Here is a 16,925-nt window from a genome sequence, read left to right on the forward strand (position 1 = left end):
TTTCATTACATCTCAGCCAATGTGGTGACGTTTGTATTTACGCTTACAGTGCAGTTTTGGAACGGTGTAGCATCTGCAAAACCTTCAATATTATCCTCTCCGTTCATTAGAGAAAAGCGGGTAAAGAATAGATCTTCCATGCCTTTTTCTGATAAACAAATTCTCATCGGATTAGTAGTGATGTCTTTGCTGATAGACTCATCCCAGATTCCATCGTAGATAATATCCTGAGTTTTGGCTGTGCCATGTGCATTGTAAATGCTTACTAATTGTCCCAGTTCTCTACTCAAGTCAGGGAAACCTTTCGTACGGTCATATTCATTGTCGTGTACATAAACGTCTGTGGTGAAAGGCGACCAGTTGGGTGCTTCGCTCGGAAAGCCTGTGATCTGGTAACTGGCAATAGCCACACCTGTGGTTTTGTTGCGAAGGATACGATTGTTGTAGATCTCCACTTCTTTGGCAGCCAGAAGAATCACTCCTGAGCCTGGAGGAATCATCGTTACCGTATTGCCATTTGCACCTTCTCCCATTGCTGTTGCAAAGTTCTCGTGGTTATTCTCGATGATGTCATTGTCGTAGATTTTCGTGCCTTTACCGTCAGCTTTTGGCAATCCTGGCAGATTGAAAACCAAGATCCCGCCAGAGTTATTACGAGCTACGTTTCCGAATACTTCTGCATTATCACAGTTTTCAATTTCTATTCCAGCAACATTTCCGAAAGCAAGGGAATTTTTGACAATGATATTTTCAGATTGACCCACATAGATTCCTGCATCTCGCGAGTGAGAAGCAATGACCTCGTCGATCATCACATTCTTGCATTGTACAGGATAGATCGCGTAGGTTCCATTTTTTGACTTGTCGCCGTTAGTCCAAGTGACATTGATTCTGCGAAAAGTAATTCCATCGGTATGTTGTGCTTTCACTCCGTCTCCGGGAGCATCTTCGATTGTTAGATCCTGGATAGTAATGTTATTTCCAACAAGTTTAACACCTTCACCCCCGGTTTTTAGGCTTTTGAATGAAAGAACAGTGTGTTCCATCCCAGCACCTTTGATGATGATATTGGATTTATTGTCGAGTATTAGCTGTGTGCTGAGTTCGTAAAAGCCCGAAGGGATTTCAATTATAGATCCATCTTCCGCCATAATGAAATCTTCCACTATTTTGTCAGTTTCTTCCGCTGTAGCACGAGGAATTTTGGAGCTATCGAATGTTTGTTCATTCGAAGAACTGCTGCAGCTAAATCCAATAATCAAAAGTAGAAGTACGAGGGAATAACTTAGTCGTTTCATGGCCTTTGGGCGGGTTGAAAAATCCTATCAAATCTAAGTAGTTATGAAAACTAATGCCTTGACTTTTGTCAAATAATCAGTTTTTGATTAGTTAGTACATTATTTAGCAACTGGAATTGTCAAATATCCTCTCTTCCATTTTTTGCTAATTTGAAGCACCACTTAAAAGTGAAAGTCTTATGCTTAAAAACACCCTACTTCTTATTTGTCTAACCATTGTTTTTTCAGCTCAAAAACCTAATGAGGAAGGCTTGAAGGATCTTTTCACTGACAGTTTTTATATAGGAGTGGCTGTAAATGGTCAGCAGGTTTCGGGTAAAGTACCAGAGGAATTGGCTTTAATAGAAAGGCATTTCAATAGTTTAAGCCCTGAAAATGGGTTGAAATGGGAGAAGGTTCATCCCGAAATGGATCGTTACGATTTTGAGTTTGGAGATGCTTACGTGGCTTTGGGCGAAAAGCTTGGTGCTTTTACGATTGGTCATTGCTTAGTTTGGCATCAGCAGGTTCCAAATTGGGTCTTTGTGGATGAAGCTGGGCGATTGCTTGGCAAGGAGGCATTGCTTTCCAGAATGGAAGATCACATAGCCCAAGTCGCAGGGCGATACAAAGGAAAAATTGACGGTTGGGATGTGGTGAATGAGGCTTTCAATGAGGATGGATCCTATCGAGAGTCGAACTGGTACAAGGTCGCGGGCAAGGATTTTATCAAAGCGGCTTTTCGGAAAGCTCATGAAGTAGATCCAGCCGCTGAACTCTACTACAATGATTATAATGTGTGGAAAGCCTCAAAACGAGCTGGAATTTTGACTTTGGCTAAGGAGATGAAGGCTGAAGGGATTCAGATTGATGGGATCGGAATGCAAGGACATTATATGCTAGAGAGTCCTTCGCTTGAACAGATTGAGCAAGGGATAATTGAAATAGCTGAAGCGGGATTCCAAGTGATGATCACCGAACTCGATGTGGATGTGCTGCCCCGTCCAGGCAATACACAAGGAGCAGATTTAAATATCAATTTTGCCAACTCGCCTAAATACAATCCTTTTGCCAATGGAATTTCTCCAGAATCGGCGGCAAAATTATCACAGCGGTATACCGACCTTTTTCAGCTTTTCCAGAAACACAAAGATAAAATCAGTCGAGTGACTTTTTGGGGATTGCACGATGGGAGAAGTTGGTTGAATAACTTCCCCGTTCGTAGTCGCACCAACTACCCGTTACTTATAGATCGGGATTTGAAGGTGAAAGAAGATGTGTTTGCCAAGCTAAAGGCTATTTCAAAAGACTGAAAATGAATGTTCTATCAAGGATTGGTAGACCAAAGTCCAACGTCTTTTACCAATGCTCTTCTTGGCAATTTCAAGTGTGCTACCAACAACTCTGCAAAATCTTCCGGTTGCAATACTTTCTCAGGATTGCCATCTGTTAGGTTATTGTCCATAGCCAAGTCAGTAGCAATAGTGCTGGGACTCATACTGAATACACGGATATCTGATTTTCTGACTTCCTGCATTAGCGATTCGGTGAGGCCATTCAGACCAAATTTGGAAGCACTGTATGCGCTCGTCATGGCATTTCCTTTTTGGCCAGCCGTGGAAGATACATTCACAATATCTCCAGATTTGCGGTCCAACATACCCGGAAGAACTTCGTGGATCACATAGTAAACACCGAGCAAGTTGACTTTGATGATGTTTTCCCATTCGCTTACTTCCAGGTCGAGGAATTTCCCAAACTTCCCTGTTCCGGCATTATTCACTAGAATATCTGGTACCCCAGCTTCAGAAATTAAAGATGCTATTGCGATTTTGATGCTTGAGAAATCAGATTGATCTGCGACCGCGATAGCTACTTTCAGCGAGGAATTTATTCCAGCTACGATTTCTTTGACAGCAAGCAGATCTGATTCTGTTCTGGATAAAATAGCGAGATGAACTCCCTCATTGGCTAATGCCAGAGCGATGGCTTTGCCTAATCCTTTTCCTGCGCCAGTGATGAGCGCTACTTTTCCTTGTAGTGATTCCATTGTTGATTTTTTAAAAGTTACTAATTCTAATCCAATATCGAACGCTAGAGTTCATCCATTTAAACTCTAAGAAAGATTCATTTTACAAATGATTCTATACTCTTTCGCTAGTGTGTTAATAATATCTTAACCTCCTGAATTCCATTTTCGCTCTGATCAGGATTAAATTTGAGTTACACCCTGCTTAGGATCATGTCCCCTTTTCAAAATTCATCCCATTTCGAACAGATTTTCAAGGACAATTGGGAATTGATGTACCAAAGTGCTTACAGCAAAATAGGCGATCAATCTATTGTAGAGGATATTCTGCAAGAGATTTTTATTGATATCTGGCAAAGACGAGATTCACTGGAAATCAAATCAGGAATCAAGACTTATTTGTTCACAGCGGTAAAATACCAGGTAATGAAGCACTTTGATGAGTTGGCAAAATCCAGAGCCAACAGTAGCAATACTTTGCCTGAATCAACTTATGAAGAGGACGTTTTTGGGCTTGAAGAGCTTTACAAAGAAATTGAAGTTGCAGTAGAAATGCTTCCTCCACGTTCCCAGTTGGTTTTTCGGATGAGTAGATTGGAAGGTTATTCTACCGATGAGATAGCTGAAAAGCTAAAGATTTCTCCTCAGACAGTTAATAATCAACTTACCAAGTCACTTAAAATCATGCGTAGTGAGCTGAAGCATTTAGCTCCAGCTTTGATTATTTGCTTAATGTCCTAAATACTTCTTTGTTAAGGAGAGATTAATTTTTTCACACTCATATTTCATGATTACATAATCAAAATGAGCGGTAGTCAGGTGGTTGTTTTTGCACTTAATAAGTGAAAGATAACTACACATGAGATTACCTTCTGTCCTATCAGACATCCTTTCTAAAATCCTTCGGGGAAAAGCTTCTAAAGAAGAACTTCATCAATTCAACTCTTGGTACGCCAAGGAGGTCGAGTCTGAATGGCATATTCAAGATTATAAGAAGCGGAACAAAGAGCAGGTAGAGTCTGAAATGCTGCAGATTATTCGGAGAGCTACTCGTACTCAAATTCCAAATACTCCCCCTAAACAAAATTTTTCGGGTTGGAAAATAGCAGCATGTATTGCGATGCTAATCGGAATTGGACTTTTGGTATTGAATACTACGCCCTTTGCTACTTCTGAACGTGTGGAAACTACATTCCTGACTTTTGAAAATGCTAAAGGAATGATCAAAAAGGTGCGCCTTCCTGATGGATCGATGGTGAGTTTATTTCATGATACACATATTCAAGTGGATGAGAACTTCTCTGAAAATAGATTGGTCAGGCTTTCTGGTGAAGCATTTTTCGAAGTAAAACGCGATACACTACATCCTTTTCGGGTGGAGTCTGCAAATCTTACCACCGAAGTGTTAGGAACTTCTTTTCTGATCAAAAATCTAACAAATCAGCAGGAAGTAGTGGCTGTCAAGTCTGGATTGGTGAAAGTATCTGATCAAGTCGACTCTATTTACGTGCTTACCCCAAACCTTCGGCTAGCTTATTCCAATCAAGTTGGCGCTGTCTCCATCATACCTGAAAATGATCCGCTATTCGCTTGGACTGAGGATGTCATAGTATTTGACAAAACATCAATGACCGAGATGATCAAAATACTGGAAGATTGGTATGGAGTGAAGATCACAGATAATCTTGAAGCTTCCAACACCTGTCAGATTTCAGGGACATATGAGAAGCAAAGTCTGGAAAACTTACTGCAATTGATTCAATATTCTATCCCTATTACCTATCAAATAGACGCTAAAAATGCAACCCTAACCTTTAAAAATTGCCTTAAAAGATGAATGGATCCACGGCAACGAATCCATTCAGTTCGAGTAAAAAACGATTCAGACATTTTATCACACGAACACTTCAAATCTATGAAATCGAGCATGTCGCAGGAGACACACGGAGTGTCGATTAGCATGGATGCGAGATTCTATATGACCCCTAAAAACAAAATATAAACACATGAAAAAAAAGTTACCAACAGCCTTAAAAACCTTGGTTATGAGACTATTTACGGCTTGCCTACTCAGCTGCTGGATGCACTCAATGGTGTTTGCCAGTGGCGTCAATGCCCAAAAGCTGGAAGAGACTATAGTCTCGTTCAGCTCCAGCGAAATGGCTCTTTCAGAATCTTTTGCTCAGATCGAAAGACAGTCAGGATTTAAGTTTTCCTATGAAAAGGGATTGGATCTTGACACAAAAGTGAATTTCTCGAAGAGAAAAACAGATCTACAATCTATTCTGGAGGAGATTTCCGGCCAATCCAATCTGAAATTCAAACAGATCAATAAGACCATCGGAGTAAGTACTAAAAAGAAATTAACTATTCAGCCAGTGTTGGTGGAAAAGGCACGACTTTCGGGGATTGTAATTGATGAAGAAACCGGGGAAACGCTGCCAGGTGTCAACATTATAATCCAAGGGACTACGAAAGGAACCACAACTGATCTGGATGGAATGTTTGCGATTACTGTGGACGAAGGAGCCGTGTTGGTTTTCTCCTATGTAGGCTATGATAAGCAGGAAGTTCAAGCACAAAACCAGACAGACCTTACCATTCGATTAAGATTAGACAGTGATGTCTTGGGTGAAGTGGTAGTGACTGCTTTGGGTATCAAAAGGGAAGAGAAAGCACTGGGTTATGCTACGCAGAAGGTGGATTCCGAACAGTTACTTGATGCTAGGTCAAACAATTGGTCAGATGCTTTACGCGGAAAAGTTGCAGGTTTAAATGTGCTTTCTGCAGGTTCTGGGCCGATGAATTCCTCTCAGATCAGTCTAAGAGGTGATAATTCACTTAACCCAAATGGAAACTTTGCATTGATCGTGGTGGATGGAGTTCCTATGAATTCTGGCTTGACCTCCTCAGGAGTGAGTAATGCATACGGCGCAGGATCAGGAAATGATGTACCGGTGGATTTTGGAAATGGCATTGCCGATTTGAATCCAGATGATATCGAAAACATCACAGTTCTGAAAGGTGCCAGTGCAACTGCACTGTACGGTAGTCGCGCAGCAAATGGTGCTTTGATCGTGACTACCAAAAGTGGATCTAGAAAGAACAAAGGACTTGGAATTACGATCAATTCTAATTTCAGTTTTCAAAATGTACTTAAGTGGCCTGAAAGACAATACGAATATGGTCAGGGAACTGGTAAGTCCTTCAATTCAAACGGCGATCCCTATTATTCTTACGGTGCATCCGCAGATGGGTCAAGTACTGGCGGAACCAGTAGTGGCTTCGGGCCAAAGTTTGACGGACAATCCTATTTTCAATATGATCCTACGCTAGAAGGGCAGTCTTCTGAGCGTCAATTGTGGAGACCTTATGAAGATAACGTGACTGGATTTTGGGAGACTGGGTTCAACATGGTAAACAGTGTGGCAATCGAAGGAGGAAACGAAGGCGGGTCTTTGCGAGCTTCCGTTACCCAGACGAAGAATAATTGGATCATGCCAAATACAGGTTTCGAACGTTTGGTAACTTCTCTTTCTGCCTCTCAGCAAATCAGTAAGAAATTGAAGCTTAATGCAAAGGTGAATTACACCAATAAGAGATCGGATAACCTTCCGGCTACAGGTTATAATAATCAGTCAATCTCTTACTTCATGATATTCCAGAATCCAAGTATAGACTTGGAATGGTACAGGCCTATTTGGAAAGAGGGTCAGAAAAATGTAGAGCAGGTTCACCCATTCAGCTCTTTTATTGATAACCCTTATTTGATCGCTTATGAGATGACGAACTCTGTGAATAATAACACAGTATTTGGGAATCTGTCAGCTGATTACACCTTTAGCGATCATTTTGAATTGATGCTTCGGACCAGCTTGGCTATGAGTCAGGAAGAGCGTGAGCTGCAAAGACCATATAGTACTGCCAATTTCCAGAGAGGATACTACAAAGAGCAAAATATTACCAACTATGAGCAAAACTCAGATTTCTTATTCACTTACACAGGGAAATTAGCCGAGAAAATCTCCTTGAGAGCTAGCGTAGGTGGAAATCACATGTCAAGGAAATACCGCTTAATGTCCGCTTATGTCGATGGTTTGGTGATTCCGGGTGTATATAAACTCGCAAACGGCATCAACAATCCAGTGCTTTCCACCAATGATAACAACCGAGTGATCAACTCCCTTTATGGCTTGATGACATTTGACTTTGACGAGAAGGTATTCGTGGATATCACAGGAAGAAACGACTGGTCAAGTACGCTTCCTCTTCAAAATAACAGTTTCTTTTACCCATCTGTGAGCACCAGTTTTGTGCTGTCGGATATAGTTGCTTTGCCTAGTCCGATTTCCTTTGCGAAGCTAAGAGTATCAGGAGCCCAGGTAGGAAATGATACTGATCCTTACCGTACTTCTAAATATTACGGACAAAGTGAATTTCCAGGATCAGCCTCAGTACCATCTACACTTTATAATGTAGGATTCAAACCAGAAATCACGACCAGTTTTGAGACTGGATTGGAGATGATTTTCTTCAATAGACGATTGGGATTTGACCTCAATTTCTACATCTCTGAGACTAAAAATCAGATTCTTGAAGTGCCAGTGGATATCACTACAGGATATTCCAGCGCAGTTCTAAATGCAGGCAAGGTACAAAACCGTGGGATCGAGCTTGTGCTTAATGGCAGCGCTATCAAAACGAATAATTTCCAATGGAATTCATTCCTCACTTGGGCTAAAAATGAAAATGAAGTCATTTCCCTTCCTGATGAAGTGGACGGAAGCCAGGTAATCGGTTATGGAGGAAATGCTACAATTATCGCTAAAGTAGGCGGTACCACAGGAGATATCTACGGGTTTGGATTTGTGAGATCTCCACAGGGAAAAGTAGTATATGAGAGCAATGGCCTTCCAGCCAGACCAGCCGAGATCCAATACATAGGTAATGCCTATGCTAAGTGGAAAGGTGGATTCAATAATGAATTTGTCTATAAGAACCTTCGAATGAGCGTACTCTTTGATGGTCAATATGGAGGAATAGTCTATTCTCAAACGCACCACAAAATGACTGAGCAAGGGAAGCTAGCAAGTACCCTGGAAGGAAGAGAGACTGGAATGATAGTAGGGGACGGTGTTGTGGATAACGGAGACGGAACTTACTCCCCTAATACCACAGAGGTCAATATCGCAGATTATTATAGACAAGCTTATCGTAGAGCAAATGTGGAGTCAAACTCCTTCGATGCTTCATTTCTCAAATTACGTGAGATGAGGTTGGAATATGGAATTCCTGCAAAGTTCCTTCAGAAAACAAGCATACGTCAGGCTTCTATCGCACTCTATGGAAGAGACCTGGCGATGTGGACCAAGTTCCCAATGTTTGACCCGGAAACGGCCGCATTGAATGGAGGAACTTTACTTCCAGGAATAGAAATGGGCCAGTTGCCAAGTACCAGAAACATGGGAGTTAACCTTACCCTTAAGTTTTAATTGATGAATAGTATGAAATCGAGCAAATAGCGGGCAACACACAAACGGATGCTTATCAATCATGCGAGATTCTTCCGAATCAAGTTCGGGACAGGCTATCTGACCAATAAAAATCAAATTATAAACACATGAAAAAATATATAGCAACACTAATGTTAGGATCGTTGGTTTGGGCTTCGACTTCTTGCACCGATGATTTTGAAGAAATCAATACAGATCCAAACAGGATCGACCAGATTAGCCCGGGTACTTTGCTAAACCCTATTATCTATGGGATATCGAGCTTCGGGACAGATAGAGCAGATGGTTTTACCTTTCAGATCATGCAGGTGGCATTGCCTTTTCCAAGTGCCAATGGCGGTTATCACCGGTATGATATCTCAGAATCAGCAGGAAATTCTACTTGGAGCACCTACTACAGGTGGCTGATCAATATTAAAGAAATGGAAACCTCTGCTATAAATAATTCAGATGTGAACTATGAGGCCATCGCACTTACGCTGAGAGCTTTTAGCCTCAGTCAGTTGACAGATAGTTTTGGGGATATCCCGATGGTCGAAGCAAGCCGTGCGGAGGATGGAATCTTCCAACCGCAGTTTGATACACAAGAGGCTGTTTATACCCAGATTTTCCAGGATTTGGAGCGCGCCAATTCATTGTATGATGATACGCAGGCAATGATCTATGGAGACGATATTCTTTTTCATAATGATGTGAAAAAGTGGAGGAAGTTTACCAATTCACTTCACATGAGACTACTGTTGAGAATATCAAATAGACCAGAGATGAATTCCTTTGCGAAGCTTGCTACAATGATTACTAATTCGGAGCAATATCCTGTTTTTGGAAATACAGCAGAATCAGCTATTCTTCAGATTACAGGAGTGACGCCAAATCTTTCTCCGTGGGGAAGGGCGATAGATTTTACGACTTTCCGCTCCATGTCTGAGTTTTTTGCAGATAATCTAAATGCACTGGAAGATCCGAGAAGAGAGAAGTTCATGACCAGAGCCAGAGAAATGGACGGAACAACTTACATCGGATACAAAGGTATCCCAAGTGGATTTGATGGAAATGAAAACCAATTCCAGTTTATTCCGAGCAATCACAACAGAGTACTCGTGGAGGCTCCTATGATCTCCTTACTTTTGACTTATGCCGAAGTAGAATTTATCAAAGCAGAACTTGCTCAGCGCGCAGTGATAGACTCAGATGCTGGAGCACATTATGAAAATGGTGTAAAAGCAGCTATGATGCAATGGGAAGTAGAATTGACTGAAGGATATTTTGAAAATCCAAAAGCTGCTTATGATGGGACGCTTGAGCGTATTATGCTTCAAAAGTACCTGGGACTATATTTCAATGATTATCAGCAATGGTTTGAATACCGAAGAACTGGATTTCCTGTCCTTCCGAAGAATGAAGGAATGCTAAATAATCAGCAAGCTCCTGCACGATTCCAATATCCAGTGAGTGTGCAAATCAATAATCCAGAAAATTATAAGAATGCTGTAGCCAGAATGGGTGCAGATGATATCAATACAAAAGTATGGTGGGAACAATGAGCAAATTCATGAAAGCAATGCTGACAGGAGCCCTGATTTTTACAAGTTTATCCGTCTTTTCTCAGGAGTTAGCTAAGGGCTATGTTTATCATGATGCCAATGGCAATGGTAAAAAGCAACGTCGCGAAGCAGGTCTTCCCGGAGTTAGCGTTTCCAATGGGCAAGAGGTAGTTCAGACCGATGAAAAGGGTTATTATGAGATAGGTATGGAAGACGGGCAGTTGGTTTTTGTAATCAAACCAACAGGCTATTCAGTTTCTCTGGATTCATTGAACAAGCCACAGTTTTATTATATCCACAAGCCAAGTGGTTCTCCCAAGTTGAAATACGCAGGTTCCGCTCCAACAGGTGATTTGCCAGAGGAAATCAACTTTGCAATGACTGCTGTCGAGGAAAAAGATGATTTTACGGCGTTGATTTTCGGCGACCCCCAACCCTACACGTTGGAAGAAGTTGATTTCTTTGATCGTGGAATTGTCAGTGAGGTAGAAGGAATTCAGGACGTAGCTTTTGGTCTTTCTTTGGGAGACTTGGTGGGTGATGATCTGGATTTATTTACACCTTATGCCAAAGCTGTGGCGAAAGTCGGTTTACCATGGTACAATGTGATGGGAAATCACGATCAGAATTATGATGTCGAAAAGGATGAGTTTTCAGACGAAGCTTTCGAAGCTCATTTTGGGCCGAGTGCTTATGCATACAATGTGGGTAAAGTCCACTTTATCGTGATAGATGACATCCTTTGGCCAGATCCTAGAGATAAGCAAGGATATTGGGGTGGTTTACGTCCAGACCAATTGGACTTCCTTAGAAATAATTTGAAATTTGTGCCAAAGGATCACCTGATCGTGATTTCTATGCACATTCCGCTTTCTGAACAGGGGGATTCCTTCCGTGACGAAGACCGTCAGGAGATATTCGATCTATTGGCGGATTTCCCTAATACACTTTCTCTTTCTGCCCACACCCATTTGCAGAAGCAGGATTTGTTTTACAAAAAAGATGGCTGGAGGCAGGATAAGCCACATCATCATTACAATGTGGGCACTACTTCTGGGGACTGGTACAAAGGCATCTTGGATGAAAAAGGAATACCTGTATCGACGATGCGTGATGGTACACCAAAAGGCTATGCATTGATTCATTTCGAGGGAAATCAATATAAGATTTGCTATCAGGTAGCAGGTAAATCCAGTGAGTATCAGATGGAGATTTTTGCGCCAAAAGTTCTGGAAATGGACAAAAGAACCACGGCGGGCATCTTCGTAAACTTCTTTATGGGTGGAGAAGGAGATGAGGTGTTGATCAAATTTGACGAGGGAGAATGGAAAAGCGCGAGCAAAGTCGAGGACTATGACCCAGCGTATTTGATCGATTTGTTCCAATGGGATGTAACAGAAGAATTGATCGAAGGCCGCAGACCATCAAATCCAGCGCAGAGCAAACACCTCTGGAGAGGAGGAATTCCAACGGGATTGGAAGCAGGGGAGCATGTGATTCGCATTCAGGCTACTGACCGGTTTGGACAAGTCCATACTGGTGAAGAGACATTTAAAGTAGTTGAGAAAAAGTAAATTGTAGTTTGAAATACGAAAGCCCTTTCAGTTATCTGCAAGGGCTTTTTTTCGAATTAACCGCTGAGATTCACAGACGATTTAGCGGAGATCGCATCTAGAAATGATACTCAATCACGGGGATGAATTGAAAGATCTTCCCGCAATTTTGCACGCTTTTATATTGGAACCTCGTTTTCCTGCTTCTCCAGAGCTGGATTTTACTAAAGATTCTATAACTCACTTTGGTCCTGCTTTTCAAACAACTCAATCGTATAATCCAACAACTCCGTCCCACCAACTTTTCCATGTCCAGGAATGACTATGCTTATATCGGGAAATGTTGATTTTACTTTCAGTACGGTAGCTGACCAATCGGCGATATTTGCATCTTCGAGGTTGCCATTCCCAGCACCAATTTCTTTGATCATACAGCCGCCGAAGAGCACTTTATCGAAAGGTACATAAGCTACAAAGTTGTCTTTGGTATGTCCTTCTCCTAGGAATTGATTGATCACTTGTAGATTTCCAGCCTCCAGGGTTAACTTCTTTTTAAACCCATTTTCTGGAATAGGGTATCCAGCATTTTTGGCCAGAGATATAGTCTTAGCTGAAGCATAGGAGGGAATTCCTTTGTCGTGGAATTCATTCAATCCGCCCAAGCAATCCCAATGAAAATGTGTAGCGACAACACCCTTAACTTTTGTTTTCTGATCCTTCTCCAACCAGTCTATCAATTCCAGACTTGCTTCATCATTTGCTGGTGTGTCAAAAACCAGCGCTTCACCTTCATTGATTACAATCATCCCATTGCAAGCGACTTTACCAAAATCCTCTGTATTTAAATAGCTAATATGGACAAAGGTATTTGGGCTGATCTGCTCGATTTGGAGAGTCTCGGATTCGTAGATCGTAGTAATCTGCTGACTTTGGACTTTTAACACTGTTGTTAAAAATAGAAGGATTGTGCTTGCCAAATAGGGTTTCATCTGAAATACGGGATTGCTTTATTGATTTTTTAGCTTTTTAATTTCCTTCTGACGAATTGGAATATCTTTCTGGATGATTGCCAAAATTAATTCGTCTTCAACGGAGTCATATGCATGACTGATCATATTTCTTAACCCTATAATTTTTCTGATGGAGGATAGCTTAGTGTTTGGATCTTGTTCTGTAAGTTTTTTGACTGCTTCTCCAATAATTTCAAGATCATGTTCTACCGCTCTTTTGACAATAAAGTCTTTTTGATAAATGATGAAATTATTCTCTACCCGAAGTTTGATCTCATCTATTTCGCCTAAAATACTCTCAAGGTCAAGTATGTATTTCAGGGCTTTAGCATTCATAAAGGAATATTTTTGATTTATTTATCTCTTGAATGTGTACGGGATTTTTTAGAGATTTCTCAGAGACAAAATCAACAGGTCTTTCAAAAAGCTTTTCAAGATTCTCCAATAATTTAAAATAATTGTCAGCATAATCCAGTAATTCCATTGAGTTAGAAAAACTCACCAAAAAATCCGGGTCGCTAGAATTGTCAAATTCACCATTGGCTGCTGAACTAAAAAGAGCAAATGATTCAACCTTATGCTCTATGCACAAAATCGCGATTTGATTTAAGTTCTTTTTGATGAGTTGAATCATAACATTTCAAAGTTAAAGTTTTTACGCATTATCTCACTTGCAGACGTTTTAATCAAAACTCTTGTATCTAAGCATAGAAAGTTTAGACAAAATAAGCAGCTAGACTTTATAAAATAAACATTCCTGCATGAGTGTTACAGAGCGGGATCAAACAATAAGAATTGTATTTGGAGAGATTATCAAAAATCTCATCATCTGTGGTCTCCGTGGTTAAAAATGACTTTTAACAAAAATCCCAGCCTACTTTCATAAACTGGGATTTAAATCCATTTATTCATTTCTAGAAAAACTATTTCCTCAAAGTCTCCAGATAACTAACTAAGTCCACCAATTCGGTTTCTGAAAGCGGGAACTTAGGCATCAGAGATTCGTCAAGTTGAGTTACACTTTCTACATCTACCAGCTTGTAGATTTTTTGTTCGGCGGTTGCAACCAATTTCACCACTAGGTCATTCTCTGTTTTTGAATTGACAATGCATGTGAACTCAGTTCCATCTTTCAGCTTAACCAACTGTGTTTCGTAGCCAAACCCTATTCCTTCAGATGGATTAATGATCGCATTGAAAAGCCCTTCTTTGGAAAGCTTGTCTCCGATTTCAGATAGTCCAGGTCCAAAATCAATTCCTTTTTCACCTATTTTGTGGCAGGAAAGACAGTAATTATCAGATATAAGAAGACCTTTCGCTACATCTCCCTGCTGTGTAAGAAGCTTAGGTAAATCGATGGTTGACTTTGGAGTATCTTCGCCAAATTTATCATTTGCCTCCGCACGAATAGTACCGTTCCAGGAGGAAAGGAGAATTTTCTGAGCAATCGGAAGCATCTCTGCTGGGATTTCATCGGCTTTCGCAAGTTCCCATAGATAGGGTTCGGAATTATAGCCTTTCGCTGCTTCCATAGCAGCCGTTCTTGTTTCCATAGATTTGGATTCGTCTGTGTAAACTTCAGAAAGAAGTTTGGCCATATCTTCATTATCAATAGCACCAAATTTTTCGATTGAAGAAATCGCTTTTGCCTGATCTGAGTCAGCAAAAGTATTTTTGATAGCATTCATGCCGTACAGAGAAGCATAGCTATTAGCGGCCATTTGGGAGTGCTGATTATTGTCGGATTGATAGACAAGCTTTTCCAGTCTGTCTTTTTGATCAGTTAAACCATACTTACTGACTATATCCAAAAAGTCTCGGTCATCGGCGATGCTTCCTGCAGTCTGTTTGGCAAGTGCCAGTATCTCACGATCTGGAGATGCTGGGTCAAAATTGATTTGCCTTAAAATAATCAGTTGATCTTCTTCCGGAGCATTTGCCAATAGTGCTTTTAAAGTTTCGTTTTTGGAGGAAGGGGCTTGGAAATCAAGTGCCCGATAAAAAGCCTGATTTTCTCGGCCTGGCTGAGAAAGTATGATTTTGCCTAAAAGTTCAGCTGTATTTGACGCCCGTGATCTCCAAACTATATCTTTTGCATCCTGACTTTCCATCCAGCCAGAACCGCTGGCTTCCAGATATTTTGGTAAATAATCATCCCAAAACCCTTCCGCAGCAATTCCCAATGCTTCCAAATACCAGCGATCACCACTTTCATAGCTATCGACAAGCTTTAGCCAAACTTCTGGATTGGATTTGTATCTCAGAGCGAGCGCCACTTCTCTTCGAACCTGAGCAGATTCATCGCCAGCCATTTCCAGCAAGAAAGACACATCACTCATTTTGTTATTTCTATAGGCACGTATGGCAGCCATTCGGATATTCTCATCTGTGTCAGTTGCTGCAGTTTTGATGTAGTCGTTACCATTTGGCAGCTTAGTGAGTACCCAGAATGCTCTGGCTCTCATTCTACTTTCGCCTTCGGTATACAATTTCTCCAAAGCATCTTTCGCCTCCTCTCCTTTTTCTACCAATGCCATGAAAGCTTTGAAGTGAGTCGCACGATTTGGACTTTGAAGTAAATTAATCAAAGAAGGGACGCTGGAATAATCAGGTTTGGTGACAGTATAGTCTACATCCTTAGGCGCTAGTCTATATACTCTGCCCTTGTCCAGGTCTCCCATCGCATGACCGCCAACTCCCGGATCGTACCAATCTGAAATAAACAATGATCCATCAGGAGCTACTGTCACATCGGAAGGTCTGAACCAATTGTCTCTCGAATTCCCATCGAGTAGATTGATGATTTTAGCATCAAATCCAGCACCTGATGGAACAACTGGATAAGCTCTCACGATATTAGGACCTGCATCTGAGTGAATGATTTGATTTTGATACTCTTCAGGAAGTAATTTTCCCTCGTATACTAATATGCCTGTAGGTGAACCTGCATAAGTTTGAAGGAGGTTTGGAACTACGCCAGGATCATTCAGGTGCCAGTGTTGCTGATAAACTGAGTCCTCCATGTTTACTCTTCTCGCTCTCCAGTCTGCACCTGTAAATTCATCTTTGAAGCCATAGTTGCCGTAATCCATCACGTAATTGATCCGAGTGCTTCGGTTTCCATCATCATCGTTGTCAGATTGCCACATTCTACCGTAGCTATCTGTAGCTACTTCATAGTTATTTCTAAAATTCCAACCCAAAACTTCCACATCTGATCCGTCAGGATTCATGCGGAATACCATACCTTCTTTATAAGGTTGAGTCTTGTTGTTTACTTCTCTGCTCAATGGATCCAAAATCGGAGAACCGTCGGCATAATGTAATCCTTCACCTGCATTTCCATAGTTGAAGTACAATTTGCCATCTGGGGCGAAAGTAAAAGAGTGCATGCCATGATCATGCTGCTCTCCGCCTACACCTTCAAATAAGATCTCTTTTTTCTCTGGAACATCATCTCCATCCGCATCGGTAAATACATATACATATGGGCTGACTGATACATAAACCTTATCTCCGAAAACGGCTATCCCCAAGGCTGCATTGATATCATTTCCTTGATAAAATACCTTTGATTCATCAGCCACGCCATCTCCGTCTGTGTCTTCCATGATCAGGATTCTGTCACCTTCAGCTCTGGTAGGATTTCGGGGGTTCAAAGCGGTGCGATAATTATACGCCTCAGCAATCCACACTCGTCCACGATCGTCAATATCCATATTTGTGGGATTTGACATCATCGGCTCTGAGGCGAAAAGGGTGAGTTCAAGACGATCATCTGCTACGATGATTCCGTCTAGCGCATGTTCAGGGGTTCTTTTTTGCTCGTCGGTGAGTTTGGAATATTCTTCATCTGAGAGTTGAGCAGGTTTTTTTTCGCAGGAAAAAAGTAAAAATCCCAGCAGACTGAGAATTGTAAATTTCTTAAACATAGTATGAGAGGTTAATAGGGTTAGAAAATCAAGACATCAAATTAAGTAAAAGTCTGGGAAAGTGATG

At 41.2% G+C, this 16,925-nt stretch carries 12 protein-coding genes; 6 read left to right on the plus strand and 6 right to left on the minus strand.

What is annotated here, in order from left to right; all coding sequences use genetic code 11:
* Window positions 1-5 precede the first annotated feature (5 nt).
* A complete protein-coding gene (locus BVH04_RS01955; RefSeq protein ID WP_086539648.1) occupies window positions 6-1,298 on the minus strand; it encodes a parallel beta-helix domain-containing protein in 1,293 nt (430 codons plus the stop codon).
* A 179-nt stretch (window positions 1,299-1,477) separates the two neighbouring features.
* Between BVH04_RS01955 and BVH04_RS01960 the strand changes: the two genes are divergently transcribed.
* Window positions 1,478-2,590, plus strand: a complete 1,113-nt coding sequence (locus BVH04_RS01960) for an endo-1,4-beta-xylanase (protein ID WP_086539649.1) — start codon at window positions 1,478-1,480, stop codon at window positions 2,588-2,590.
* A gap of 14 nt (window positions 2,591-2,604) precedes the next feature.
* Here BVH04_RS01960 and BVH04_RS01965 read toward each other — a convergent pair whose 3' ends face one another.
* Window positions 2,605-3,327, minus strand: a complete 723-nt coding sequence (locus BVH04_RS01965) for a 3-ketoacyl-ACP reductase (protein WP_086539650.1) — start codon at window positions 3,325-3,327, stop codon at window positions 2,605-2,607.
* Between the two features lie 192 nt (window positions 3,328-3,519).
* Here BVH04_RS01965 and BVH04_RS01970 point away from each other — a divergent pair, with 192 nt between their 5' ends.
* The 5 genes from BVH04_RS01970 (at window position 3,520) to BVH04_RS01990 (ending at window position 11,937) form a co-directional block, all read left to right on the plus strand.
* Window positions 3,520-4,047, plus strand: a complete 528-nt coding sequence (locus BVH04_RS01970; RefSeq protein ID WP_086539651.1) for a sigma-70 family RNA polymerase sigma factor — start codon at window positions 3,520-3,522, stop codon at window positions 4,045-4,047.
* A 118-nt stretch (window positions 4,048-4,165) separates the two neighbouring features.
* The gene (locus BVH04_RS01975; protein ID WP_086539652.1) at window positions 4,166-5,143 is read left to right on the plus strand and encodes a FecR family protein; all 978 of its coding nucleotides are present in this window, start codon (window positions 4,166-4,168) and stop codon (window positions 5,141-5,143) included.
* A gap of 169 nt (window positions 5,144-5,312) precedes the next feature.
* The gene (locus tag BVH04_RS01980; protein ID WP_086539653.1) at window positions 5,313-8,798 is read left to right on the plus strand and encodes a SusC/RagA family TonB-linked outer membrane protein; all 3,486 of its coding nucleotides are present in this window, start codon (window positions 5,313-5,315) and stop codon (window positions 8,796-8,798) included.
* A gap of 128 nt (window positions 8,799-8,926) precedes the next feature.
* Entirely contained in the window at window positions 8,927-10,363 is a 1,437-nt protein-coding gene (locus BVH04_RS01985) for a SusD/RagB family nutrient-binding outer membrane lipoprotein (RefSeq protein WP_086539654.1), read from the plus strand.
* Window positions 10,360-11,937 (plus strand): calcineurin-like phosphoesterase C-terminal domain-containing protein, encoded by a 1,578-nt coding sequence (locus tag BVH04_RS01990; RefSeq protein WP_086539706.1) that lies wholly within the window; start codon window positions 10,360-10,362, stop codon window positions 11,935-11,937. Before BVH04_RS01985 ends, BVH04_RS01990 begins: the two co-directional genes overlap by 4 nt.
* Window positions 11,938-12,149: 212 nt before the next feature.
* Here the strand turns inward: BVH04_RS01990 and bla are convergent, their stop codons facing one another.
* The 4 genes from bla to BVH04_RS02010 all read right to left on the minus strand — a co-directional run bounded on the left by bla (window position 12,150) and on the right by BVH04_RS02010 (window position 16,858).
* The gene (gene bla / locus BVH04_RS01995; protein WP_086539655.1) at window positions 12,150-12,905 is read right to left on the minus strand and encodes a subclass B1 metallo-beta-lactamase; all 756 of its coding nucleotides are present in this window, start codon (window positions 12,903-12,905) and stop codon (window positions 12,150-12,152) included.
* 18 nt (window positions 12,906-12,923) lie between these two features.
* A complete protein-coding gene (locus BVH04_RS02000) occupies window positions 12,924-13,262 on the minus strand; it encodes a HepT-like ribonuclease domain-containing protein (RefSeq protein WP_086539656.1) in 339 nt (112 codons plus the stop codon).
* Window positions 13,252-13,560 carry a nucleotidyltransferase family protein gene (locus tag BVH04_RS02005; protein ID WP_086539657.1) on the minus strand — a complete coding sequence of 103 codons (309 nt, stop codon included), beginning with the start codon at window positions 13,558-13,560 and terminating at the stop codon, window positions 13,252-13,254. Before BVH04_RS02005 ends, BVH04_RS02000 begins: the two co-directional genes overlap by 11 nt.
* Window positions 13,561-13,849: 289 nt before the next feature.
* On the minus strand, window positions 13,850-16,858 hold the full coding sequence (locus tag BVH04_RS02010) for a PVC-type heme-binding CxxCH protein (protein WP_086539658.1): 3,009 nt from the start codon (window positions 16,856-16,858) through the stop codon (window positions 13,850-13,852).
* Window positions 16,859-16,925 lie beyond the last annotated feature (67 nt).

The organism is Algoriphagus antarcticus, assembly GCF_002150685.1.
GTDB classification, from domain to species: Bacteria; Bacteroidota; Bacteroidia; order Cytophagales; family Cyclobacteriaceae; genus Algoriphagus; species Algoriphagus antarcticus.

Bases quoted from the DNA above. Each gene is read 5' to 3' on its own strand.
- BVH04_RS01955 (WP_086539648.1), bottom strand. From the start codon at position 1,298: ATGAAACGACTAAGTTATTCCCTCGTACTTCTACTTTTGATTATTGGA.
- BVH04_RS01960 (WP_086539649.1), top strand. From the start codon at position 1,478: ATGCTTAAAAACACCCTACTTCTTATTTGTCTAACCATTGTTTTTTCA.
- BVH04_RS01965 (WP_086539650.1), bottom strand. From the start codon at position 3,327: ATGGAATCACTACAAGGAAAAGTAGCGCTCATCACTGGCGCAGGAAAA.
- BVH04_RS01970 (WP_086539651.1), top strand. From the start codon at position 3,520: ATGTCCCCTTTTCAAAATTCATCCCATTTCGAACAGATTTTCAAGGAC.
- BVH04_RS01975 (WP_086539652.1), top strand. From the start codon at position 4,166: ATGAGATTACCTTCTGTCCTATCAGACATCCTTTCTAAAATCCTTCGG.
- BVH04_RS01980 (WP_086539653.1), top strand. From the start codon at position 5,313: ATGAAAAAAAAGTTACCAACAGCCTTAAAAACCTTGGTTATGAGACTA.
- BVH04_RS01985 (WP_086539654.1), top strand. From the start codon at position 8,927: ATGAAAAAATATATAGCAACACTAATGTTAGGATCGTTGGTTTGGGCT.
- BVH04_RS01990 (WP_086539706.1), top strand. From the start codon at position 10,360: ATGAGCAAATTCATGAAAGCAATGCTGACAGGAGCCCTGATTTTTACA.
- bla (WP_086539655.1), bottom strand. From the start codon at position 12,905: ATGAAACCCTATTTGGCAAGCACAATCCTTCTATTTTTAACAACAGTG.
- BVH04_RS02000 (WP_086539656.1), bottom strand. From the start codon at position 13,262: ATGAATGCTAAAGCCCTGAAATACATACTTGACCTTGAGAGTATTTTA.
- BVH04_RS02005 (WP_086539657.1), bottom strand. From the start codon at position 13,560: ATGATTCAACTCATCAAAAAGAACTTAAATCAAATCGCGATTTTGTGC.
- BVH04_RS02010 (WP_086539658.1), bottom strand. From the start codon at position 16,858: ATGTTTAAGAAATTTACAATTCTCAGTCTGCTGGGATTTTTACTTTTT.